The following is a 21,575-nucleotide window of genomic DNA, read 5'->3' on the forward strand; positions in this document are numbered from 1 at the left end:
AAAGCCTGCATCTGAAGGATAACGACTCTGCGATCATTGAATAAGCGATTCAAAGAAGCTGATGTGATTCTTTACAGTTTGCTCAGCATTAAACTCCCTTGCTAGCTTTTGCTGGGCAGCCTCACTAAAAGTAGTGATAAGGCTTCTGTCTTCGATCAGCATATTCATAGCTCCAGCAAGAGCCTTAGCATCTTTGGTTGGCACGATAAAACCAGTTTTTCCATCATCAACCAATTCTGGTGAGCCACCTGTTGTTGTAACAACGGAAGTTGTCTTATTTGCCATTGCCTCAATAATAGTACGAGGTAAGCCCTCCCCGCTGACCGAAGGCTGGACTTGAAAGTCTGCCATTGCCATGATTGACGGGACATCTTTCCTGTGACCGATCAGGTGAATCCTGTCAGCCATAGGGCTTTGCTTGATTTCCTCGATATGAGGCTCGAAACCGCTGCCGACAAGGAGTAAATGGAAGTTAGGGTTGTCGATGTGGTGGGTAGCTTCTACCAGAACGGATATCCCCTTACTTGGTCGCACATGTGCGGCAGTCACAGCGATAACGTGATCGTCATTTAAACCAAACTCTTCCCGTTTGGTCGCCGGCACTTGATACCATTCAAGTTGGTGGCCTTTGTAAATGGTTTTGATTTGCTCTGACTTTTTCCATACTCGCTTGATGACATCCTGACGCACGGCTTCTGAAACGCAGACAATACCGTCAACTCGAGGGTGGAGGTGGGTCAGGTAGGCGCTCGGGTCGTGGCGGTAAAGCCCCCCCGTTGTGCCACGGTAAGTTATTAGCTTGGCACGAGTACCTATGCAGGCAAAAGCGGCATTGGGAATGGTCTTCGAGTTAAAAGCGTAGCAAATATCATAGTCGCCGTCTTTTAGTTCGTGGTGAAGCGTTCTAATAGTATTGAAACAGATTTTACCCTTCGGGTAGCAATCTATCACCTTGACCCCATGATCGTGAAAACGGGGAACATACTCTGAATCACCCTGGGTGGCCACGGTTACTTCATGGCCTTGCTTGACCATCTCGATAAACATTTCTGCTTCCGGGCGAACACTGTTCCAGGCGTGGTGGTAGGAACTGGCAATTAGGATCTTCATGATATTCACTTCTTGTTGTTTTTTATTTTGAATCGAAGGTTGTGGATTTCGCGTTTTATCAGTTCGTTGAGATTGAACCACTCACGTTTGCAGCGGGTGTAAAAACTGCGTGGTGGCTTCTTGGCATCGTATCCAATATCGGATTCAAACTTAGGGTCATTGGTCAGACAGGCAGGTATAGTGCCGTAGCATTCTACTTGGTTGATCCAAAAGCGATCCATGTAGATATCAACAGCCATATACCATTGCTGTGAATGAGCAAGCAGTTTTTGGGCACCTTTTGGTGTGAGGTAGTACCCAGTTGCACTCATATGCCCTTTGGTAAATTTGGCAATAGTAATGTGCTCAAGAGGAAGAACAGGATTTGACCTAAATGCTTTTCGCTTGTTGTCAAATAGACGGACACACTCAATGTCACCAAGCTTCGGTAGCTGGTTGATAAATGCTTTAAATTGTAAAGGGTGGAGTAATGCATCATCTTCAATGATAAGAATCGGTTCATCTAGTTCGACGCATTTTTCCCACAGCAAATAGTGGCTGGCATAGCAGCCTAACTGTCCTTGGCTCAGGGATTTACCGCGATACAGTTGGCTCTGTCCCTCATTATATTTTGTAAATAGGGGGTGCTTGTCTTCTCGGCCATTGACTGCGGGAAAAATCTCAAAAGCAAAATCTAATTGCTTGAACTGTGCCGATATGTTGTCTCTGCGATCAACAGATGAAGGCAGGTTGATAACAAAGATTTTAGTCATAGGTGTCGTTATATCTTATTGTTTTTATACAGCTAATCAATATTGTGAACAGCAAAAGTGTTTGTCCATGATTAAAGGGAACATCTGTCAATGCTGCAATGGAATAGAGAAGCACTACAGAACCCACAGTATATCTTACTACGGGCTTTGCTTTTGTAAGTGATGAAAGTGGGGAAATAAGAAGCAACATTAGTAAAATTAAGCCGACCGCCCCATTTTTGACAAGTTGGTCAAGGTATTGGTTATGGTAGTGTGATGGCTTGTCCCTTTTTAGCGTTCTTGAGACATCTTGGGACTTGATCTGTTCCGCAAATTTTTGCTGGTGTTCAGAGCCAAGGCCGAACATGACATTGTCGACCACTAACTGAGGTGCCATCATCCACATTTCAAGGCGAAGACCAATAGATGTGTTGAAATTACCTTGCTCAATTTGTTGGATTTCATATTGAGTTTTACCAATACGAGACTCGACAACTGGAGCTAAAACAATACTGCTTGTAATTAGTAGAGCTAGGCTAATGAGTAAGTTTTTTTTATTTAGTAAACAGCGGCGGTACTTGATAAAGAAAATTAGGCTGCTGACAGTAAAATGCCCTAGCCATAAGCCTCTGCTTTCACTGACAATGACAGCTATGGAGCTGAAAGTAAAAGCCATGAACATAAAATAGCGTTCGAATTTCTTTTCTTCAATGGCAGATACGAGGGCTGCTAGGCCAATGGCTGAACTTAGCGTTGATTGTGGAATCGCGTTAATAGGCCATACACCTCTCCCGACGTTTAAGTATTCTCCGTAGTAGAACGGCATAAACATTGAGCAGAGGCTACCAATAAAGAGAAATGCATAGATTAGTTTTAACGATAGAAGTTGGCGCGGTAAAAAAATCAAAAATAACGAGCCACAAAGTAAGGCGCGAAGCCCTCTTGAGCTATACCCATGGTAGTGGTAGCTAAATATCGCATATGCGGTCATCGCCAAAATGACCCACAAAAATTTGTCCTGTTTGATATTGATTTTGGCACTATTGAACCCGTAGCAGCAAAGGGTGGCGATGATCGAGATGATCACCATCGCTACCATGGGTTTGTCCCCTCCGCTCATTAGGAGCATGCCGCTGAAAAGCCAATAGATAGGCAACAATATCAGGGTGTTATAAATACTACTTTTATTCATACTACTTAATATTATACGGATTGGCCCCACCTTTCGGTCGGGTCTTCAACAAACGTAAAATCCACATGTACTGCTCAGGGCGTTCGGTGACGTACTGCTCGATACACTGGTTCATCAAACGGGCATCTTGCTCCTCGGTCTCCAGCGGGAACGGGGAGAGCGGTGGATAGATATCTATCTCGTATTTGCCTGTCTCGCTGTTGTAAATCGAGTACAACGGGACAATCTTGGCACGGCTCAGTTTTGCCAGGCGGCCCAGCCCGGCAATCGTGGCCTTGGTAGTGGCGAAGAAATCAACGAACACACTGTGCTCTGCCCCTAGGTCTTCATCCGGCAAATAGTAGCCTAAATAGCCTTCGCGGATAGACTTGATAAAGGGTTTGATCCCGCCACTGCGTTCATAAACACGGCCGCCGTATTGTACACGCTGCTTATGCATTAACCAGTCTGAGACAATGTTTTTCTGCTTTTTTGCCATTGCGGAAACAGGCAAGCCGCGAGATGCTAGCAAAACTGCTGGAATATCAATGGCCCAGGTGTGGGGGACGAGCAATATGGCGCTGTCACCATTTTCTTTCAGTGCTGTCAGGTGTTCTTCACCCCGGACGATGGTGTTGTTTTCCAACCATTGGCGGTTGCGCACGCTGAGGGCAGCAAAGCCCATCAGGAAACTGCCAGCCGTAATGTAGTTCTCGAGCAGCATGGCTTCGCGCTCTTCTTCTGTTTTATCAGGGAAGCACATTTTCAGGTTGACCCTGGCGCGTTGGTTGGCCTTGTTGTTGAATTTCACGGCGCGCTTGGCAAACAGGCTGGCAATGGCGCGGCGAATACGGTGCGGCAGCAGGCACAGCAGGGCGGCAATCGCGACGGCCAACCAGGTTCCCCAGTATTTAGGGTGCAGGAAGGCTTTGCTGAATTCCGGGTTATAAGCTTGTTTGTCGTAATGGTCTTTCATTGATTATTTGGTCTGGTTGATAGTTGCCATGTATTCGGCCACGCCTTCGGCGACAGACTTGAATGGGTCGGTGTAACCTGCGGCACGTAATTGGGTTAAATCTGCTTCGGTAAACGCCTGGTAGCGGCCTTTGAGGTGTTCCGGGAACGGGATCTCTTCGACCTCGCCTTTGCCATGGTGCTTGATCACCGCCTTGGCGACTTCGCTGAACGGCTCCGCTTTACCTGTACCGCAGTTGTAGATCCCTGAAACGCCGTTTTGCCAGAACCACAGGTTGACCTTGCACACATCCCCGACAAACACAAAGTCGCGCTTGAGGTTATCTGAACCTTCGAACAGTTTCGGGTTGTCGCCCTGGTTGATCTGGTTATTGAGGTGGAAGGCGACTGAGGCCATGCTGCCCTTATGCTGCTCACGCGGGCCGTAGACATTGAAATAACGGAAGCCGGTGATCTGTGATAGGGTTTCGCCGTGCTCTTTGGCATCTTGCCATAGGCGGCGGACATAGTTATCGAACAACTGCTTGGAGTAGCCATAGACGTTGAGTGCGCCTTCGTACTCACGGGCTTCGATGAAATCGTGGTCACGACCACCATAGGTTGCCGCCGAGGATGCGTACAGGAAAGGAATATCGCGCTCAAGGCAGTAGTGCAGCAACTCCTTGGAATACTCATAGTTGTTGAGCATCATGTACTTGCCGTCCCACTCTGTGGTGGAAGAGCAGGCACCTTGGTGGAAGACGGCGTCAATCGGGCCGAAGTCATCTCCTGCCATGATCTGGGTGATGAAATCTTCCTTGTCCATGTAGTCGGCAATATCCAAATCGACCAAGTTGGTGAACTTGGTGCCGTCTTTGAGGTTGTCGACCACGAGAATATCGCTGCGGCCCTGCTCGTTGAGTTCTTTTACGAGGTTGCTGCCGATCATACCGGCACCACCAGTTACTATAATCATGGCTCTTCCAGTCTGTAAGGTGGATAACAAGGGTTAGACCCGCTGTTATAGAATAGGTTTATGATAGTATTAGCAGATTGCCAAATTATCTGGGCAGAGAAGTGAGAAGCAAATGAAAACCCGTGACAAAATTATCCTGGCTGCACTGGAGCTTTTCAATGAAAGCGGTGAGCCGAATATTACCACTAACCATATTGCTGCCCATCTAGGGATTAGCCCTGGTAACCTGTATTACCATTTCCGCAATAAGGAAGAGATTATACACAGTATTTTCGATCAATACGCGCATGATCTCAGTATTCACTTCCAACCCCTTGAACAGGCTCAAATAACGGCTGATAACTTACTGGTTTATCTCGATTCGGTATTTATGCTGATGTGGCGTTACCGTTTCTTCTACGCCAATTTGCCGGATATCCTACAGCGTGATCCGGAACTGCAGCAAAAATACCTTGCGGCGCAGGAAGGGCTGCACAAGGACATCATGGCGATGATGGCTAGCTTCCAAAGCGGCGGCCTATTAGATATCGAAGATGACGAACTGGAAAACCTGGCCACGACCCTCAAGCTGGTGGCATCGAGCTGGATTTTCTACCAGACCACCCAAGCTCCGGGAGCCAAGATCACCAAAGCCGTCCTCTACCAAGGCGTATTACACATTCTGGGGATTGTGAGGCCGCTGACAACGGTGGAAGGCAAAGCACAAGTACTGCAACTCAAAGCCCACTACCGTGAGCAGATTGAAAAAGATATCTAACCACTCAAAAGCCTTAGCTTAAGAGGGGGGAGCAAGCTCGGAGATCCTGACTAATTGAACGCCTTGTTGCTCTAGGGTCGGGATGACTTGGCTGAGCATTTCCAGGGTGACCGGGTAGGGGTGGCCGATGGCAATGGCATATCCCCGTTTCTTGGCCTGCTGGATTGCCCTTGAAAGTTGCTGGTTGACGAATTTCTCGGTGCTAAGGTGGTCGAGGAAAATGTGGCGGCGAAGGGCTGGGACGTTTTGTTGCTGGGCTCGTTCAAGGGCAACAGATTTGGCGCTAGTGCGGCTATCGAGGAAAAATAACCCTTGTTCGGAGAGGACTTCCATCACCCAGTCCATGGCCTGTGGGCTCTGGGTCAGGGCACTGCCCATGTGGTTGTTGACAGCAATGGCGTCAGGTACCCGCTCCAACCCCCAGCGCAAAACATGCTGTAGCGTCTGCTGGTCCATTTCCCGGGTCAGGGTAGCCATCTCCAGTGGGGCGCGGTGAAGGGGCTCCATTGGCATATGGAGTAGCACATCTCGTTGCTGCTTATGGGCCAGTTTGCTGGTGGCTCTGTCATAGGGGGTGTCAGGCAGGATGGAGATGCTGACCTGTGGTGGGAGGGCCGAAAGGGCTGCAGGCATACGCTGGTAGCCAAGATCGTCGATGACAATCGCCAACTTGGCTGCTTGGGCTAAACTTGGCGCACCAAGGCTGATAATGAGGGCTAGCCCGTAAGCCCACTCCTTTAATCTACGTCTTTTTGCCAAAGCGATCCCTTGCTAATCCGATGCAATGAAAACGTGTTGCTTAAGTGTATGGTAAAAATATGTTTATTGGTTATCTTGTGAGCCAAGCACGCGGGTTGGTCGGCGAACCTTTGCGGCGGATCTCAAAATAGAGTGAGGACTGTTCCTGCCCGCCACTATCACCAATCAGGGCGATGTTTTCATTCGCTTGTACCGTGTCGCCAACCTTCTTGAGCAAGGTCTGGTTATAGCCGTAGAAGCTCATATCGCCCTTGCCGTGATCGACGGCAAGTACTAAGCCGTAGCCTCGAAGCCAGTCTGCAAACACTACTTTGCCGGGATAAATGGCTTTAACTGGGCTACCCGCCGACTGAGCAATGACCATGCCTTTCCAGTGCAGCTCACCTTGCTGGCTGGTGCCATAGCTATGTAGGATCCTGCCTTTGACCGGCCATGGTAGTTTGCCTTTTTGCTTGGCTAAACCATCCATTGGAGCTGCTCGGCGTGCGGCTTCGGCTGCTGCCCGGGCTTTTTCGATTTCTTTGACCAGTCGCTGTTCGTTTTCTTTGAGTTCAGCGAGGTATTGGTTATCTGTTGTCAGCTGGCTACGTAGGTTTTTAACGGTTTTTTGCCGTTGGCTACGCTCTGACTCCAGCTTTTGCTTTTGCTCAATAAGCTTAGCCAGCAATGCCTGCTGCTCTTTCTGCTGCTCACCCAACTGGTGTTGCTTGAGCTGTAATTCAGTGGTGGTGGCCGCGAGTTCGTCAAGCGCATGGCTACGGGCCTGGCTGAGGCGCTCGGCATAGACGGTAAAACGGTCAAGCTGGCTGCTGTCTTCGCCGCTGAGCATCAGGGCCAGTTGGTTCTGCTTGCCTTGCTTGTAGTGGGCATTGAGCAGCTCTTTGAGCAACTCTTGTTGGCCGAGTTGTTGCTGGCGAAGTTGTTCAAGCTGCTGTCTTAGCGAGCGGATAGAGGTTTCTAATTCGCTGGAGCGTTGCTCTGCTTGGTGGATAGCCTTGGCGGTATCGGCAATACCGACTTCTTGTTGGCGTAAGCTTTTCTGCAGTAGGTCGACTTTCTTGCGGTTAGTGGCGACTTGGTCTTGCTGGCGTGAGATCTCCTGTTTGACCCCTTTCAGCTGACCTTCATCGGCTTGGGTACCGGCGCTAAATAACAGGCATAGAAAAGCGCCAGTGCAAAATGCACTGGCGCGAAGACTATGGTGTAGGTGTTTGATAACTTCCCGCATAGGGGAGATTATTTCAGATCAAACAGCACCTGACCAGTCATCTCTGCAGGGATTTCCATATCTGTTAGGGCCAGCATAGTTGGCGCTAGATCAGACAGTTTACCGTTGTCTTTCAAGGTGACTGCTTTGTTACCCACGTACACAAGTGGTACAGGCAGGCTGGTGTGTGCAGTGTGGATACCACCCGTTTCAGGGTTAACCATCATTTCTGCGTTACCGTGGTCGGCAGTGATAAGTAGCTGACCGTCCATTTCACGGATAGCTTCCACTACACGGCCGATGCAGCCGTCAACCGCTTCGGTTGCTTGTACTGCAGCGTCGTAAACGCCAGTGTGACCAACCATATCAAGGTTAGGGTAGTTACAGATGATGGTGTCGAACTCACCGCTCTTGATTGCAGCAACCAGCTTGTCAGTCAGTTCAGGCGCACTCATCTCAGGCTGAAGGTCGTAAGTCGCTACTTTTGGCGAAGCCACTAGCTGACGCTCTTCACCGTCGAACTCGTTCTCAACACCGCCGTTGAAGAAGAAGGTCACGTGCGCGTATTTTTCTGTTTCAGAGATACGTAGCTGCTTCTTACCTTTTTTCGATAGCCACTCACCTAGAGTGTTTACTAGGTCTGCTGGTGGGAAAGCGATTGGCAGGTTAATGTCTGCTGCGTACTGGGTCAGCATTACAACATCAGCAAGAGCAGGGAACTGAGCACGCTCGAAGCCTGCGAAGTCAACTTCGAAAGCACGAGTGATCTGGCGCGCACGGTCTGCACGGTAGTTCATGAAGATAACCGCATCGCCATCTTCCATTGCCGCAACGTCCTGGCCTTCAGCACGGATTTCAGTGGCTTTTACGAACTCATCGTTCTCATCACGGGCGTAAGCGGCTTCAAGACCTTCTACAGCTGAAGCTGCGCTGAACTCTGCTTTAGCTGCTGTCAGTAGGTTGTAGGCTACTTCAACGCGATCCCAGTTGTTGTCACGGTCCATGGCGTAGTAACGACCAACCAGAGAGGCAACGCGGCCTTTACCCAGTTCAGCAAACAGGGCATCAAAACGCTCAAGAGATGCCTGTGCACTACGAGGTGGTGTGTCACGGCCGTCTAGGAAGCAGTGTAGGTAGATCTTCTCAGCACCACGCTTGGCTGCCATTTCTACAGCAGCTGCGATGTGGTCTTCGTGGCTGTGAACACCGCCTGGAGACATAAGGCCCATGATGTGTACAGCTTTGCCTGCGTTAACAGCTTTATCGATAGCGCCTGTCATCGCTGGGTTTTCGAAGAAGTCGCCGTCAGCAATTGACTTGGTGATACGGGTTAGATCTTGGTAAACGATGCGGCCGGCACCAATGTTGGTGTGACCTACTTCAGAGTTACCCATCTGGCCATCAGGCAGACCAACGTCCATACCTGATGCTGAGATCAGGGTGTTTGCTTCGTTTGCCATCAGGCCGTCAAGTACTGGCGTGTTGGCGTTAGCAATAGCGTTGTTGGCGTTGTCTTGACGGTAACCCCAGCCATCTAGGATAACCAAAGCCAGTGGCTTCTTAGCAGACATATGCTGTCCCTCGTGTGTTAATACCTGAAATGAAATTTCGAACAATTACCTTAACCATCATGGGCAAAGGTTAAGGTAATTGATCGCAGCGGCCGTAATTTTACTACAGTTTAAGCCGAAAACTGTAGGCCAAGATCAAACAAAGCTGTAAATAGATTGTTATCTTCCTACAGCAATATAATGGTTTCTCCGTCTAAGTGTAAGAGCACTAGGATAGTTTTTCCCACTTATTGTAATAGGGAAAACCGGTAACGGTGATGACACCTTGTTTATACTGTTAAGGCCAAATGCAGTGAGCCACAGCGGGTAATTCTTGTATCTTGCTGTACAACTAAACTGTCGCGGGTATACTCGGGGTCTTTGAATTTTGTCGACTTGAGCCTGGGTTATAGCAGGCTGATATTAGGAATATAGAGCGAAGGTCATGCAGCAATACATTGATTTTGTAACAAGTAACCCTATTTTGTCATTGGTATGGGTTGGCTTGGTGGTGGCTATCATTTCGTCTTACGTCAAGCAAAAGACGGCAGGCTACAAGATTGTCACCCCGAATGAAGCGACCGTGATGGTCAACCGTGAAGAAGGTGTGTTTGTCGATATCCGTAGCCGTGATGAGTACCGTGGCGGCCATATTGCAGGCGCACTTCACATTTTGCCAAGCCAAATCAAAGAACAGAACCTGGCAGATCTTGAAAAATACAAGCAAGCCCCAATCATCGTAGTATGCAAGACAGGTCAAACGGCGCAAGAGAGTGCCAACCTGCTGAGCAAGGCCGGTTTCGAAAACGTAAACCTGCTTAAAGATGGCTTGATTTCATGGAACGAGGCAAACCTGCCGCTGATCCGCAGCAAATCAGGCAAGGCGAGAAAGTAATATCGCCATCCCGCTGTGTGCTTTGCCCTGCAGCGGGAGACCACTGAATTTTGTGCAGTTGTGATAGTTATCATGGTTGCGATATTGATTGGCCCACCCGTGGGCACGAGAGAAAAAGGACTCTAACATGGCTGAAGCAGCAAACAACGAAGCACAGCAGAACTTCCAAATCCAGCGTATCTTCCTGAAAGATGTGTCTTTCGAAGCGCCTAACTCACCACAGATGTTCCAGAAAGAGTGGAACCCTGATGTGAAACTGGATCTAGACACGCAGAGCCGTGAGTTGGGTGAAGGTGTTTTCGAAGTTGTTCTTCGTCTGACAGTGACTGTGAAGAATGAAGAAGAAACTGCATTCCTATGTGAAGTTCAGCAGGGCGGTATCTTCTCTGTTGCTGGTATGGAAGCACCACAGCTTGCACATTGCCTAGGCGCATTCTGCCCGAACATCCTGTTCCCATACGCTCGTGAAACGATTTCAAGCCTAGTTGTTAAGGGTACCTTCCCTCAACTGAACCTAGCGCCGGTTAACTTCGATGCATTGTTCATGAACTACCTTCAGAACCAATCACAAGCTAACCCAGAAAACACTGAAGCTTAAGCTTTAGGGTGGACACAATGAATCCAGGCTCAGAACAAGCAATTTCCATGGCGGTACTAGGTGCCGGCTCATACGGTACCTCATTGGCTATATCCTTGGCCCGTAATGGTGCCAATGTGATCCTATGGGGCCACGAGCCGGAGCATATGGCACAGCTGGAAATGGATCGTGCCAACGAGGCATTCCTGCCGGGGGTCGCTTTTCCCGATTCCCTGATTGTCACTACTGACTTAGAGCAGGCGGTTAAGGCCAGCCGCGACTTGTTGGTCGTTGTACCGAGCCATGTGTTCGGTGAGGTATTAGGCAATGTCAAAGCCCATTTACGTGATGATTCGCGTATTTGCTGGGCAACCAAAGGCTTAGAACCGGAAACCGGCCGTCTACTTAAAGACGTAGCCGTTGAAGCGCTGGGTGAACAGGTGCCGCTGGCTGTATTGTCAGGGCCAACGTTTGCCAAGGAGCTTGCCGCTGGTATGCCGACAGCCATTTCCGTGGCCTCGCCGGACGACGAGTTTGTTCGCGATCTGCAGGACAAAATTCACTGTAGCAAAACCTTCCGGGTATACAGCAACAGTGACTTTACCGGAATGCAGTTGGGTGGTGCGGTCAAGAACGTGATTGCCATTGGTGCGGGGATGTCGGATGGCATTGGCTTTGGTGCCAACGCCCGTACCGCATTGATCACCCGTGGCTTGGCTGAAATGTCACGCTTGGGAGCTGCATTGGGTGCGCAGCCGGAAACCTTTATGGGGATGGCCGGCCTTGGTGATCTGGTGCTGACTTGTACCGATAACCAATCTCGCAACCGTCGTTTTGGCTTGGCGCTAGGTCAGGGTAAAGACGTTGACCAAGCCCAGCAAGAAATCGGCCAAGTGGTCGAGGGATACCGCAACACCAAGGAAGTCTGGGTTCTTTCTCAGCGGATGGGGGTCGAAATGCCGATCACCGAGCAGATCTATCAGGTGCTGTATCAGGGCAAAGATGCCCGTGAAGCAGCCAAGGATCTGTTGGCTCGCGAGAAAAAAGACGAGTAACAGCTTGGACGCCAAGGGCATCCAAATTGTGAACTAATCATGCAACGCGGGCTGCTACAGCCTGCGTTGTTTTTTTTTCAGAGCGCGTTAAAGTTAAAGCAAGCCGATACTAACAGTAACAATACCGAGGGTAATGTGAGGGAATGTCAACAATATGCCGTTTGGCAGGCGATTAAGCAGGAAGCACGGGAGCAGTCGGAACAGGAGCCAATGCTCGCGAGCTTTTACCATGCCACCATTATCAAACACGATAACTTGGCCGCGGCGCTGAGCTATATCCTGGCCAACAAACTGGCGACGCCATCGATGCCGGCAATGGCAGTACGTGAAGTGATAGAAGAGGCTTTTGCCGCCGATTGCCTGATCACCGAGTCAGCAGCGTGTGATATTCGCGCGGTTGTCGAACGAGATCCGGCGGTAGAGATGTTTTCTATCCCTTTGCTCTACCTCAAAGGTTTCCATGCCCTGCAGGGCTACCGGGTCGCCAACTGGCTGTGGAAGCAGAACCGCGTTGCACTGGCGGTGTATTTGCAGAACCAGATTTCGGTGGCCTGTCAGGTAGATGTCCACCCAGCAGCCCGTATTGGCCAGGGGATCATGTTCGACCATGCCACCGGGATAGTGATTGGTGAAACGGCGGTTATCGATAATGATGTTTCTATTCTACAGGACGTTACCCTAGGTGGTACCGGTAAGGAAGGGGGCGATCGTCACCCGAAAATCCGCGAGGGCGTGATGATTGGTGCCGGTGCCAAGATTTTGGGCAACATCGAAGTGGGGCAGGGCGCCAAGATTGGCTCGTGCTCCGTGGTGCTCAACCCGGTACCGCCACATACCACAGTAGCCGGTGTCCCTGCCAAAATCGTCGGCCGCCCAAGCAGTGACAAGCCGTCGATGGATATGGACCAGCAGTTCAACGGTACCAGTCAGACGTTTACCGCCGGGGATGGGATATAGAAAGGCCTAAGGCCGGGCCCTTGGAAGAGCGGGGCCTAGGAGAATCGGGAAGAGCGAAAGAATAAGAGCGAAGAGCTTGACCTTGTATCGTTACCAATGAACGCTCCTACAGGACCCAGGACCCAGGACCCAGGACCCAGGACCCAGGACCCAGGACCCAGGACCCAGGACCCAGGACCCAGGACCCAGGACCCAGGACCCAGGACCCAGGACCCAAATAAAAAGCGAGAGGTGAAAACCGCTAGCTTTTTTGTATTTTGAGCCTGGTGGCCTTTACACCGCCCCTTTGAAGCCAAACTGGCGCCAGGCCTCGTAGCCGATAATTGCAGCGGCGTTGGAGAGGTTCAGGCTGCGACTGTCCGGATGCATCGGGATGCGCAGGCGCTGCTCGAGTGGCAGGCTGTCAATCAAGTCGCTAGGCAGGCCACGGGTTTCCGGGCCGAACAACAGCACATCGCCTTCTTCGAATTTTGCGTTGGTGTGGAAGTTGGTCGTCTTGGTGGTGCAGGCGAAGATCCGGCGATCCCCAATATGGGCAAGGAATGCCTCGAAGTTGGCGTGACGGTGGACGTGGGCTAGATCGTGGTAGTCGAGGCCAGCTCGGCGGAGCTTTTTCTCTTCCAAATCAAAGCCGAGTGGTTCAATCAAGTGGAGGTTAGCCCCACAGTTGGCACAGAGGCGGATGATGTTGCCGGTGTTCGGGGCGATCTCCGGCTCGTAAAGGGCGATATCAAACATAGTAGACAATCCGTGGTGACAATCGCGCTATTGTAGCGGAAAAGATGCCGCAAGAGCACAGCAGCCTGTAAGGGATCAACAAAGCGGCCCTCAATAACCATTGTTCTGGCTATTGAGGACCATACATGGATTTAGTTTGACAGGGGCAGGGTGATAGTCACTTTCAGGCCACCCAGTTGGCTGCGTGATGCCTTGATAGTACCGCTGTGCTGGCGGATAGCGCTTTCGGTGATGGCTAAGCCCAGACCGGTACCGCCGCTGCTTCGATCCCTTGCAGTTGATACCCGGTAGAAAGGGCGGAAAATATCCCCCAGTTCATTGTCAGGGACGCCTTCGCCGTTGTCCTCAACCGCGATACACAGGCGCATAGCCTGAGTCGTAAAACGGATACTGATATTATCGTCGCCATACTTGATAGCATTGCGCACGACATTTTCGAGGGCGCTGATCAGTAAGTTCGGGTTGCCATGCAGCGGCCACTCTTCCAAGGTGGTGTAGCTCAACTGCTTGCCGCACTGTTCTGCCTCGAAACGGGCATCTTCGAGCATGTCATACCATAGTGAAGCTGCGTCAGTCTGCTCGCGCTGCTCATGGCTATTAACCTGCATCCGTGACAATTCCAGCAATTCGCCAATCATCTGCTCCAGCCGCTCGGCCTCGGTATCGATGCGGGACAACTCGTTGCTTTCCCCCTGTTTGCGTTTGGCTAGCGCCGTGGCCATGCGCAAGCGGGTCAGCGGCGAGCGCAGTTCATGGCTGATGTCAGACAGCAGGCGCTGCTGGCCACCTATCATGTGGTTGATAGCCTGGACCATCTGGTTGAAACTGGCACCGGCCTGCTTGAATTCCTTGGAGCCCGATTCTAGCTTGGGATCAGCCTCGAATTCACCCTTGGCCACACGCTCGGCGGCATTTTGCAGGCGGCGCGCTGGCAGCGAGATTGCCCAGGCTAGCCAGAGCAGCAGCGGGGTACTGACCAGCATGGTCAGCAGCAGGAGCTGGAATGGCTTGTCCAGGATCTGGATGAAAAATGGTGGCGGCTCCCTAACTATCCTACCAATATACATTAGCAGGGTATCGCCCTTGTGCTTGACCTCGAATGGCCCTGCCATCATCCAGCGGCCATAGAGCTTCTGCTTTGGAGCTCGAGGGCTATCAGCCATGGTGATGAAGTTACGCAGCGACTTGCTGTTGCGGCGCGGCGAGATCACATCGCCATCGGTGGTGGTGAAATAGAGCTGGAACCCTTTGTGGCGCTTGTCGTCGGTGAAACGTCTTAGCTTCCCTTCCAGTGGCCCGACATCGTGGGATATCTGTCTGGATATACTGGCCGCGGATTCCTGGAATCGCTCCTGTTGGGCTTGGGGGATGGTATGCTGGGTACGCGGGTCCAGGTTGGGCAGTAATAGTAGTATCAACACCACCAGTAATAAGGTGAGCCAGAACACCGCGAAGATGCGGCCATATAGGCTGGAAAAGCGTGGCAGCTTCATTACACGTCCTCGACTAGCAGGTAGCCCTTACCTCGTAGGGTTTTGATCCATGGCTTGCCGTCATCCCGCTCGGGCAGCTTTTTGCGTAGGTTTGACACATGCATATCGATAGCTCGGTCAAATGGCGCTAGCCGCTTGCCGAGTACCTCCAAGCTGAGATCGTTCTTGGCGATGATTTTTCCCGGATGCTGAACGAAATAGCTCAACAAAGCGAGCTCGGTGCCCGTCATTTCGATAGGGGTACCGTGGCACAACACTTCCTGACGGCCTGGGTAAATCTCGATATCTTGATAGGTCAGGCATTCAGGGCCGGCTTTAGTCGTCGCCCCCTTGCTTTGGGTCCGGCGCAGGATGGCACGGATACGGGCCAGCAACTCACGGTCACTAAAAGGCTTTGGCATGTAATCATCGGCACCCAGTTCCAGCCCGAGTACCCGGTCAATCTCTTCGCCCTTGGCTGTTAGCATCAATACCGGGGTTTCATACTTCTCACGCAGGCGGCGCAGCATTTCGGTGCCATTCATTACCGGCATCATTACATCCAGTAAGATCAGATCAATACTGTCATCGACTTTCGCCAAACCCTGCTCGCCATTGTTGGCTTCGACCACCTCGAAGCCTTCCATATCGAGAATGTCGGAAAGCAGGGAAGTCAGTTCGGTATCATCATCAACAAGAAGGATTTTGGCCATAGTGTCTACCTTTAATAAGCAACAGCGATAAGGTAAGTATCCCTAATCGTTGCAGGGTCGCCAAGTAAAAGTAGTTTAGCTTTACGCAGTTTTACGTTTACCAGACAGCCCTTTACCTTGCAGGGGGTAAGCTATATCCGTACCTGAGATTACGGCGCTGCAACTGCAGCCTCTATTGGAGAAGAACATAATGATGACTTTCAAGAAAACATTGGCTCTAGCAATTGCCCTTCCTCTAGCTTTGGGCTCAGCCTCAGCGCTTGCTTACGGTGGCGGCAAACACCACAACGGCCACGGTGGTAAAGGTGGCTGCGGTATGGATGACAGCCGTATGTTCCGCCAGCTTGACCTGACTGATGCACAAAAGACTGAGCTTAAAGAGCTGCGTCAAGCCAACAAAGAAAACATGCGTGGCAAGATGGGTGAGCGTCATGTTGAAATGCAGGCCCAACACCAGAAAATGCAGCAACTTGTGCTGAGTGAAGACTTCAATGAAGCTGAGGTTCGTGCCCTGGCTGAAGCAATGTCCGAGCAGCAAGTGGAACGCCGCGTCGCTATGCTAAAGCAGCGCCACGAAATGATGCAGGTGTTGACTGCCGAGCAGAAAACCAAACTGCAGGAATTGCAGGCCGAACGTGCTGAAAAATGCCAGGCCAAGATGGAGCAGCGCATGGAGCGCAAGCAGTCTAACTAATTGCTGACAATCGATTTACGAAAGCCGCCGGTGTATCTGGCGGCTTTTTTATTACCTGTTGCTTGAGAAGCGGGCTGGTAAAACATCGATTTGAATGATTTTGTTATTAATTTTCGTCATAAAACAGCTATACTGCGGGGTATTGCCCAGCCCTGTGCGTTATGTCAGGTGTGATTATCATGGATGAGTTCACAACCACCCGCGGTCTTCCTCCTCACTTAGCACAACTGGAGGCTCTGGTGCCAACCGTTATACTGAATAAGTAGGTATTTGGCCAAGCGCAGTACTGCTTGTGGTACCAACCTATTGGCTAACTGTTTTGCAGATCCCGATAGCCGTTGATGTGGTGATCATTCCCGCGTCATGATGAAGTTGCAGTCTATCGTGATATGAATCAACAAAATTTTTTATCAAAATTGTAATACTCCTACATTAGTAGGAAAGTTACAGTTTCGTGAGTTTGGGTCGGCGATGGCCCATGAGCCGGGAGGGGAACCCCGGCCGCTCATGTCGGATTTGAATTTTCATTTCCCAAAGTCAGAGGGTAACCATGATTAAGAAGATTGGTGTATTGACCAGTGGTGGTGACGCACCTGGTATGAACGCGGCAGTTCGCGGTGTTGTTCGTGCAGCATTGTCTGAAGGCGTTGAAGTTTACGGTGTTTACGACGGCTATCAGGGCCTGCACCAGAACCGTATTGAAAAACTGACTCGCTCAAGCGTATCAGACGTCATCAACAAAGGTGGTACATTCCTGGGCTCTGCGCGTTTTCCTGAGTTCAAAGAAGAGAAAGTGCGCCAGCAGGCTATTGAAAACCTGAAGATCCACGGTATCGACGCACTGGTTGTTATCGGTGGTGACGGTTCGTACATGGGTGCGAAGAAGCTGACTGAAATGGGCTACCCATGTATCGGTCTGCCAGGCACGATCGATAACGACGTTGCAGGTACTGATTACACTATCGGTTACCTGACAGCGCTTAACACTGTCATCGATGCGATTGACCGTCTGCGTGATACGTCTTCTTCACACCAGCGTATCTCTATTGTTGAGGTGATGGGCCGCCACTGTGGTGACCTGACGCTGATGTCTGCGATTGCTGGTGGTTGTGAATACATCATCACTCCAGAAACTGGCTTGAACAAAGAAGAGTTGCTGGCGAAGATCAAAGAAGGGATCTACAAAGGCAAGAAGCATGCGATCATTGCCCTGACTGAACTGATGACAGACGCCAACGAACTGGCTAAGTACATCGAAGACGAAACCGGCCGTGAAACCCGTGCAACCGTACTGGGCCACATCCAGCGCGGCGGCCAACCGACAGCATTCGACCGTATCTTGGCATCTCGCATGGGTGCATATGCAGTTGAGCTTCTGATGGAAGGTCATGGCGGTCGTTGTGTGGGTATCCAGAACGAGAAGATGGTTCACCACGATATCATCGACGCTATCGAGAACATGAAGCGCCCAGTTCGTAAAGATCTTTACGCATTGGCGGACAAGTTGTTCTAAGGGATAATTCCCTTGAAGTAAAAAACCGGCGCCTTGCCGGTTTTTTTGTGCCGTTTTCCATGGCCTCATCGGAAGCAGTAGGAAAGCGGCAATAAAAAAGCTACCCGGAGGTAGCTTTTATTTCTTCCTAACTGTGTTAGTTGAAGCTGTGAATTACTTCTTCGCTTCAGCAGCAGCTTTTGCGATAGCCGCAAAGCTTTCAGCGTTAAGTGCAGCACCGCCTACTAGCGCGCCGTCGATGTCTGGCTGTGCGAAGTAAGCTGCAGCGTTTTCTGGCTTAACAGAACCACCGTACTGGATCACAACTTTCTTAGCGACTTCTTCGCTCTTCTCAGCAATGTGAGCACGGATTGCAGCGTGGATGCGCTGTGCGTCATCTGCTGTTGCTGCTTTACCAGTACCGATAGCCCAGATTGGTTCGTAAGCGATGATCGCACCTTCAAGCGCTTCAACGCCTTGAGTGTTGATCACAGCGTCGATTTGACGAGCACAAACAGCGACTGTTTCACCAGCTTCGTTCTGTGCTTCAGACTCACCGATACATAGTACAGGTGTAAGGCCGTGCTCTTTTAGGAACGCGAACTTCTTAGCAACGAACTCGTCTGATTCGTTGTGGTATTCACGACGCTCAGAGTGGCCGATGATGATGTGGCTTGCACCAAAGTCTTTCAGCATTTCTGGAGAGATGTCACCAGTGAATGCACCGCTCGCGTTAACGTCAACGTTCTGTGCACCTAGGATGATTTTGCTCTCACCTTTGCCGATCAGTTGCTCAGCCAGGTCAAGGTACATAGCTGGTGGCGCAACGGCAACGTCTACACCTTCAACGCCTTTAAGTTCAGCATCAAGGCCTTTAAGAAGGTTAGATACCATTTCTTTGCTACCGTTAAGCTTCCAGTTACCCATAACCACAGGATGGCGCATAGCTTTTCTCCATATCAAATTGACTTAAAAAATACTCAATAGCTTAGTGTACCGCTCTTGGGCATAACCCGTTAGGCGGGGCGGAACACTAGGCTATAAAGTATCTCCGGACAGTTTGGCTTGCTGCTGTATCAGTTTGTCCCGTTTACAGCGCCAACATTACCACAGCTTAGGAAATTAATTTCCTGTCCGAAATCATATCTGTGCTCGGTTGTACCCTTTTCCCCGGCAAAAGTGAACCGCTACGGGGGAATTTTTTTCATCTTGATGCTATTCACACCAGAGAGAAGAGAAAAAAGACAGTGATCCGTGATTGAAATATAGCCTGTATCTTTGGCGCTGTGGGATAAGATCCGCTAAGGTTGAGGCCCATTTTAGGATAAAGCTATGCTGAGCATGGCTTTTTCCAATAAAAATAAGTGAAGTATAAGGCCCAAGGAGGAGCGGATGCCTAACTTAGTGATGGAGTATGCCGAACCCGTCGTCGAGCGGGTCAATATCCCCGGTTTGTTGGATGATTTACATACAGTACTGCTTGAGTGCGGAATTTTCGAGCCCGATTCAGTGAAATCCCGGAGCTACCGCTGCCACAACTGGTTAGTGGGCGAAAACCGCGATCTCGATACCTTTATCCATATTGAACTGAGTATGCTTTCTGGTCGAAGCGCCGAGGTTAAGCGTGAACTATCCCGCGCCTTGATGACGGTCTTAGAGCAGCATGCCAGCACCATCAACAGCCTGACCATTGATATCCGTGATATGGACAGTGACTGTTTTCTCAAGGTTAGCTGCTAGGCTGATTTATCCTGTGACTCGGGTCGGGCAAAGGGCTTTATTTCGGCTTGGTGCTCGGTCAGGGTTTCTGGCGCATTCAGGGCCTGGGCAAACCGCTTGAGTTGCTGTTGTAACTCGGCCATCAGCATCATGTTGGTGTGGTTTGGGTTCTTTCCTTTGGCAATGACTTGATTGATATGGCTCATCTGTGCCCGCAATCGAGGTTGCATCTCGGCGCTGGCATTGCTGATGATCTCCTCGCTCATTGACAGCCGCAATGCATCGAGCTTCTCTGGCTCGTTTTCGGCCATGGCCTTTAACTCATCAAACGGTGGCAGTGTTTGCATCGTGCTTCCCCCTTATTCCAACCTCTCTCAAACTGATGGCATTAGGTAAAAACGCCATGCAATAAAGTTAGTTGTCAACAAGCCCAGAAAGCTGGCTCAGGAATGAGACAGAATGAAGTTAACTTGGGTAGAGGCAATTGAGAGCAGGGCAAATGCAAGCCCGGGATTGGGCTTGCAGAGGGTGAACAGCTAGCTAGATTACCAGTAGTGCTCCATGGTGATTTGCCCCGGTTTGCGGCGCAGGTTTTTGGTGAAGCCTTTCTGTTCCAATACGGTTTTGGTTTCCCTGACCATCTCGGGGTTACCGCACAGCATGATTTGGCTCTGCTCTGGCGACAGGGTCAGGCCAACATGGCGTTCTAGCATCCCATCTTCGATAGCATGGGGGATCCTGCCCGGTAGTGCCGGCGGTGCGGGTTCACGGCTGACAAAGGGTTGGACAATCAACTGTTCCGGGTATTGCTCTTTGAGTGCGTTGATTTCGCCCTGGTAGCTTAAATCGGCCGAATAGCGCACCGCATGGACCAGTACGATTTTGCGAAAACGCTTCCAGGCGTCTGATTCGCGTAAAATAGAAAGATAAGGCCCAATAGCTGTGCCTGTTGCCAGTAACCAGAGTTGTTCGGCATCGGGGACTTCTTCAAGGGTGAAGTAACCGTTGGCACGGGCAGAGATAAACACTTCCTGGCCCGGTTCAAGGGCATGAAGACGCGGGGACAGGAGGCCATCGGCCACCCGGGTGGCATAGACTTCGATTTGGTCACTCGAGGGAGGGTTAACGAAAGAGTAGGCACGCTGGATCATCTTGCCGTCAATTTCCAGCCCCAGCTTGGTGAACTGGCCAGCTTTGAACGGTTCGATGTTGGCTTGCAGCACCAGGCTGAACAAGTCATTGTTCCAATGTCGGTTATTGATAACTTTCGCAGGGATCCAGTCAGCCATAATAGTCTCCTCGTTATGATTTTATTATTCGATACGCGCAGCGCCTCTCTCCGGCAATGATGTGTTCTTGCCTATTAACTTGGTATTCGTTGCCCAGCAAACGTTGGAAAACCGCCAGCTCGGACTGGCAAAGGGATGGGCAGCGTTGGGCCGCGTGGCAAATAGGGCAGTGGTTTTCAATCAACACGAAATCTTCGCCATCCTGGTGAAGTTCGGCCATATAACCTTCCCGCTCCCTGAGTGTAGTCAGGATTTGCAGTTTTTCTGCGATATTTTCTACCCCGGCCAGTTGGGCTTGGTATTGTTCAAAGGTTTGATCCTCCCGCCGATCGACAACCTTGCCCAGTCCTTCCTGACCAAACAACTCCTCGACAGAATCAAGCATTTGAATAATAAGATCGCCGTGGCGGTCGGCAAAGCGGCGGTGCCCTTTTTGGGTCAGGTGCCAGTGGCGGGTTGGCCGGCCGACCTTAGCCTTGATGTCTTCAAAATCCACCAGTCCATCTTCCTCCAGCCCCTGTAGGTGCTGGCGGACTCCCATGGTCGTGAGTTGGAACTCCTCGGCCAGGATCTTGGCAGTGACCGGGCCTTCGCGTTTCATCCGGTAGAGTATTTTGTCGATGGTTTTCATAGTTACCTATGGTCACAAGTTGGCTTAGTTAATTATGTAGCCAGCTTGCTAAATAAAGCAACAACTTTACAAAGTCAAAATGTGCTTAAGGCTTGTTGAGGGGGAAATAGAGGTAGACGAAATCAGCA

General features: G+C 50.6%; 23 protein-coding genes. 8 read left to right on the top strand and 15 right to left on the bottom strand.

Features of this window, described 5'->3' with window-relative positions:
• Positions 1-33: 33 nt before the first annotated feature.
• From C9J01_RS15025 to rfaD, 5 genes are all read right to left on the bottom strand, one after another.
• Positions 34-1,110, bottom strand: coding sequence for a glycosyltransferase family 4 protein (locus tag C9J01_RS15025; protein WP_107298974.1), 1,077 nt, complete (start codon positions 1,108-1,110; stop codon positions 34-36).
• Positions 1,111-1,115: 5 nt separating this feature from the next.
• Complete coding sequence (locus tag C9J01_RS15030) at positions 1,116-1,862, bottom strand: glycosyltransferase family 25 protein (protein WP_107298975.1); 747 nt, start codon at positions 1,860-1,862, stop codon at positions 1,116-1,118.
• Positions 1,855-2,940, bottom strand: a complete 1,086-nt coding sequence (locus tag C9J01_RS15035; protein ID WP_158264551.1) for an O-antigen ligase family protein — start codon at positions 2,938-2,940, stop codon at positions 1,855-1,857. The genes C9J01_RS15030 and C9J01_RS15035 overlap by 8 nt, the downstream gene beginning before the upstream one ends.
• A gap of 94 nt (positions 2,941-3,034) precedes the next feature.
• Entirely contained in the window at positions 3,035-3,988 is a 954-nt protein-coding gene (gene lpxM / locus C9J01_RS15040) for a lauroyl-Kdo(2)-lipid IV(A) myristoyltransferase (protein ID WP_107298977.1), read from the bottom strand.
• Between the two features lie 3 nt (positions 3,989-3,991).
• Positions 3,992-4,942 carry an ADP-glyceromanno-heptose 6-epimerase gene (rfaD, locus tag C9J01_RS15045; protein ID WP_107298978.1) on the bottom strand — a complete coding sequence of 317 codons (951 nt, stop codon included), beginning with the start codon at positions 4,940-4,942 and terminating at the stop codon, positions 3,992-3,994.
• A 112-nt stretch (positions 4,943-5,054) separates the two neighbouring features.
• Between rfaD and C9J01_RS15050 the strand changes: the two genes are divergently transcribed.
• Positions 5,055-5,699, top strand: a complete 645-nt coding sequence (locus C9J01_RS15050; RefSeq protein WP_107298979.1) for a TetR/AcrR family transcriptional regulator — start codon at positions 5,055-5,057, stop codon at positions 5,697-5,699.
• 18 nt (positions 5,700-5,717) lie between these two features.
• Here the strand turns inward: C9J01_RS15050 and C9J01_RS15055 are convergent, their stop codons facing one another.
• From C9J01_RS15055 to gpmM, 3 genes are all read right to left on the bottom strand, one after another.
• Positions 5,718-6,458 (bottom strand): divergent polysaccharide deacetylase family protein, encoded by a 741-nt coding sequence (locus tag C9J01_RS15055; RefSeq protein ID WP_107298980.1) that lies wholly within the window; start codon positions 6,456-6,458, stop codon positions 5,718-5,720.
• A 70-nt stretch (positions 6,459-6,528) separates the two neighbouring features.
• Entirely contained in the window at positions 6,529-7,686 is a 1,158-nt protein-coding gene (locus C9J01_RS15060; RefSeq protein ID WP_107298981.1) for a peptidoglycan DD-metalloendopeptidase family protein, read from the bottom strand.
• A gap of 8 nt (positions 7,687-7,694) precedes the next feature.
• Complete coding sequence (gene gpmM / locus C9J01_RS15065; protein ID WP_107298982.1) at positions 7,695-9,236, bottom strand: 2,3-bisphosphoglycerate-independent phosphoglycerate mutase; 1,542 nt, start codon at positions 9,234-9,236, stop codon at positions 7,695-7,697.
• Between the two features lie 424 nt (positions 9,237-9,660).
• Between gpmM and C9J01_RS15070 the strand changes: the two genes are divergently transcribed.
• From C9J01_RS15070 to cysE, 4 genes are all read left to right on the top strand, one after another.
• Positions 9,661-10,110, top strand: a complete 450-nt coding sequence (locus tag C9J01_RS15070; RefSeq protein ID WP_107298983.1) for a rhodanese-like domain-containing protein — start codon at positions 9,661-9,663, stop codon at positions 10,108-10,110.
• A gap of 127 nt (positions 10,111-10,237) precedes the next feature.
• On the top strand, positions 10,238-10,708 hold the full coding sequence (gene secB / locus C9J01_RS15075; RefSeq protein ID WP_107298984.1) for a protein-export chaperone SecB: 471 nt from the start codon (positions 10,238-10,240) through the stop codon (positions 10,706-10,708).
• 17 nt (positions 10,709-10,725) lie between these two features.
• Complete coding sequence (gpsA, locus tag C9J01_RS15080) at positions 10,726-11,742, top strand: NAD(P)H-dependent glycerol-3-phosphate dehydrogenase (protein ID WP_107298985.1); 1,017 nt, start codon at positions 10,726-10,728, stop codon at positions 11,740-11,742.
• Between the two features lie 135 nt (positions 11,743-11,877).
• The gene (cysE, locus tag C9J01_RS15085) at positions 11,878-12,699 is read left to right on the top strand and encodes a serine O-acetyltransferase (RefSeq protein ID WP_107299087.1); all 822 of its coding nucleotides are present in this window, start codon (positions 11,878-11,880) and stop codon (positions 12,697-12,699) included.
• 273 nt (positions 12,700-12,972) lie between these two features.
• Here cysE and trmL read toward each other — a convergent pair whose 3' ends face one another.
• The 3 genes from trmL to C9J01_RS15100 form a co-directional block, all read right to left on the bottom strand.
• Positions 12,973-13,437, bottom strand: coding sequence for a tRNA (uridine(34)/cytosine(34)/5-carboxymethylaminomethyluridine(34)-2'-O)-methyltransferase TrmL (trmL, locus tag C9J01_RS15090; protein ID WP_107298986.1), 465 nt, complete (start codon positions 13,435-13,437; stop codon positions 12,973-12,975).
• A gap of 131 nt (positions 13,438-13,568) precedes the next feature.
• On the bottom strand, positions 13,569-14,930 hold the full coding sequence (gene cpxA, locus C9J01_RS15095; RefSeq protein ID WP_107298987.1) for an envelope stress sensor histidine kinase CpxA: 1,362 nt from the start codon (positions 14,928-14,930) through the stop codon (positions 13,569-13,571).
• On the bottom strand, positions 14,930-15,622 hold the full coding sequence (locus tag C9J01_RS15100) for a response regulator (protein ID WP_107298988.1): 693 nt from the start codon (positions 15,620-15,622) through the stop codon (positions 14,930-14,932). The genes cpxA and C9J01_RS15100 overlap by 1 nt, the downstream gene beginning before the upstream one ends.
• Positions 15,623-15,812: 190 nt before the next feature.
• On the opposite strand from C9J01_RS15100, the gene C9J01_RS15105 reads away from it, so the two are divergent.
• Together C9J01_RS15105 and pfkA are read left to right on the top strand one after the other, a co-directional pair.
• Positions 15,813-16,316, top strand: coding sequence for a CpxP family protein (locus C9J01_RS15105; RefSeq protein ID WP_107298989.1), 504 nt, complete (start codon positions 15,813-15,815; stop codon positions 16,314-16,316).
• A gap of 550 nt (positions 16,317-16,866) precedes the next feature.
• Complete coding sequence (gene pfkA / locus C9J01_RS15110) at positions 16,867-17,829, top strand: 6-phosphofructokinase (protein WP_107298990.1); 963 nt, start codon at positions 16,867-16,869, stop codon at positions 17,827-17,829.
• A gap of 153 nt (positions 17,830-17,982) precedes the next feature.
• Here the strand turns inward: pfkA and tpiA are convergent, their stop codons facing one another.
• Positions 17,983-18,753 carry a triose-phosphate isomerase gene (gene tpiA, locus C9J01_RS15115; RefSeq protein WP_107298991.1) on the bottom strand — a complete coding sequence of 257 codons (771 nt, stop codon included), beginning with the start codon at positions 18,751-18,753 and terminating at the stop codon, positions 17,983-17,985.
• 447 nt (positions 18,754-19,200) lie between these two features.
• Between tpiA and C9J01_RS15120 the strand changes: the two genes are divergently transcribed.
• A complete protein-coding gene (locus tag C9J01_RS15120) occupies positions 19,201-19,548 on the top strand; it encodes a 5-carboxymethyl-2-hydroxymuconate Delta-isomerase (protein WP_107298992.1) in 348 nt (115 codons plus the stop codon).
• On the opposite strand, the gene C9J01_RS15125 is transcribed toward C9J01_RS15120, so the two are convergent.
• The 3 genes from C9J01_RS15125 to C9J01_RS15135 all read right to left on the bottom strand — a co-directional run bounded on the left by C9J01_RS15125 (position 19,545) and on the right by C9J01_RS15135 (position 21,447).
• Positions 19,545-19,874, bottom strand: coding sequence for a DUF3135 domain-containing protein (locus tag C9J01_RS15125; RefSeq protein ID WP_107298993.1), 330 nt, complete (start codon positions 19,872-19,874; stop codon positions 19,545-19,547). The genes C9J01_RS15120 and C9J01_RS15125 overlap by 4 nt on opposite strands.
• Positions 19,875-20,072: 198 nt before the next feature.
• The gene (locus tag C9J01_RS15130; RefSeq protein WP_107298994.1) at positions 20,073-20,816 is read right to left on the bottom strand and encodes a ferredoxin--NADP reductase; all 744 of its coding nucleotides are present in this window, start codon (positions 20,814-20,816) and stop codon (positions 20,073-20,075) included.
• A gap of 13 nt (positions 20,817-20,829) precedes the next feature.
• Entirely contained in the window at positions 20,830-21,447 is a 618-nt protein-coding gene (locus C9J01_RS15135; RefSeq protein WP_107298995.1) for a helix-turn-helix transcriptional regulator, read from the bottom strand.
• Positions 21,448-21,575: the final 128 nt, after the last annotated feature.

This window comes from Photobacterium rosenbergii (assembly GCF_003026455.1).
Classification (GTDB): Bacteria; Pseudomonadota; Gammaproteobacteria; order Enterobacterales; family Vibrionaceae; genus Photobacterium; species Photobacterium rosenbergii.

Excerpts from the sequence above, each read along its gene's own strand:
- gpmM (WP_107298982.1), bottom strand. The coding sequence starts at position 9,236 with ATGTCTGCTAAGAAGCCACTGGCTTTGGTTATCCTAGATGGCTGGGGT.
- C9J01_RS15030 (WP_107298975.1), bottom strand. The coding sequence starts at position 1,862 with ATGACTAAAATCTTTGTTATCAACCTGCCTTCATCTGTTGATCGCAGA.
- C9J01_RS15100 (WP_107298988.1), bottom strand. The coding sequence starts at position 15,622 with ATGGCCAAAATCCTTCTTGTTGATGATGATACCGAACTGACTTCCCTG.
- lpxM (WP_107298977.1), bottom strand. The coding sequence starts at position 3,988 with ATGAAAGACCATTACGACAAACAAGCTTATAACCCGGAATTCAGCAAA.
- rfaD (WP_107298978.1), bottom strand. The coding sequence starts at position 4,942 with ATGATTATAGTAACTGGTGGTGCCGGTATGATCGGCAGCAACCTCGTA.
- C9J01_RS15035 (WP_158264551.1), bottom strand. The coding sequence starts at position 2,940 with ATGGTAGCGATGGTGATCATCTCGATCATCGCCACCCTTTGCTGCTAC.
- C9J01_RS15125 (WP_107298993.1), bottom strand. The coding sequence starts at position 19,874 with ATGCAAACACTGCCACCGTTTGATGAGTTAAAGGCCATGGCCGAAAAC.
- C9J01_RS15050 (WP_107298979.1), top strand. The coding sequence starts at position 5,055 with ATGAAAACCCGTGACAAAATTATCCTGGCTGCACTGGAGCTTTTCAAT.
- secB (WP_107298984.1), top strand. The coding sequence starts at position 10,238 with ATGGCTGAAGCAGCAAACAACGAAGCACAGCAGAACTTCCAAATCCAG.
- C9J01_RS15025 (WP_107298974.1), bottom strand. The coding sequence starts at position 1,110 with ATGAAGATCCTAATTGCCAGTTCCTACCACCACGCCTGGAACAGTGTT.
- C9J01_RS15120 (WP_107298992.1), top strand. The coding sequence starts at position 19,201 with ATGCCTAACTTAGTGATGGAGTATGCCGAACCCGTCGTCGAGCGGGTC.
- C9J01_RS15130 (WP_107298994.1), bottom strand. The coding sequence starts at position 20,816 with ATGGCTGACTGGATCCCTGCGAAAGTTATCAATAACCGACATTGGAAC.
- C9J01_RS15070 (WP_107298983.1), top strand. The coding sequence starts at position 9,661 with ATGCAGCAATACATTGATTTTGTAACAAGTAACCCTATTTTGTCATTG.
- C9J01_RS15105 (WP_107298989.1), top strand. The coding sequence starts at position 15,813 with ATGATGACTTTCAAGAAAACATTGGCTCTAGCAATTGCCCTTCCTCTA.
- trmL (WP_107298986.1), bottom strand. The coding sequence starts at position 13,437 with ATGTTTGATATCGCCCTTTACGAGCCGGAGATCGCCCCGAACACCGGC.
- gpsA (WP_107298985.1), top strand. The coding sequence starts at position 10,726 with ATGAATCCAGGCTCAGAACAAGCAATTTCCATGGCGGTACTAGGTGCC.
- C9J01_RS15060 (WP_107298981.1), bottom strand. The coding sequence starts at position 7,686 with ATGCGGGAAGTTATCAAACACCTACACCATAGTCTTCGCGCCAGTGCA.
- C9J01_RS15135 (WP_107298995.1), bottom strand. The coding sequence starts at position 21,447 with ATGAAAACCATCGACAAAATACTCTACCGGATGAAACGCGAAGGCCCG.
- cpxA (WP_107298987.1), bottom strand. The coding sequence starts at position 14,930 with ATGAAGCTGCCACGCTTTTCCAGCCTATATGGCCGCATCTTCGCGGTG.
- pfkA (WP_107298990.1), top strand. The coding sequence starts at position 16,867 with ATGATTAAGAAGATTGGTGTATTGACCAGTGGTGGTGACGCACCTGGT.
- tpiA (WP_107298991.1), bottom strand. The coding sequence starts at position 18,753 with ATGCGCCATCCTGTGGTTATGGGTAACTGGAAGCTTAACGGTAGCAAA.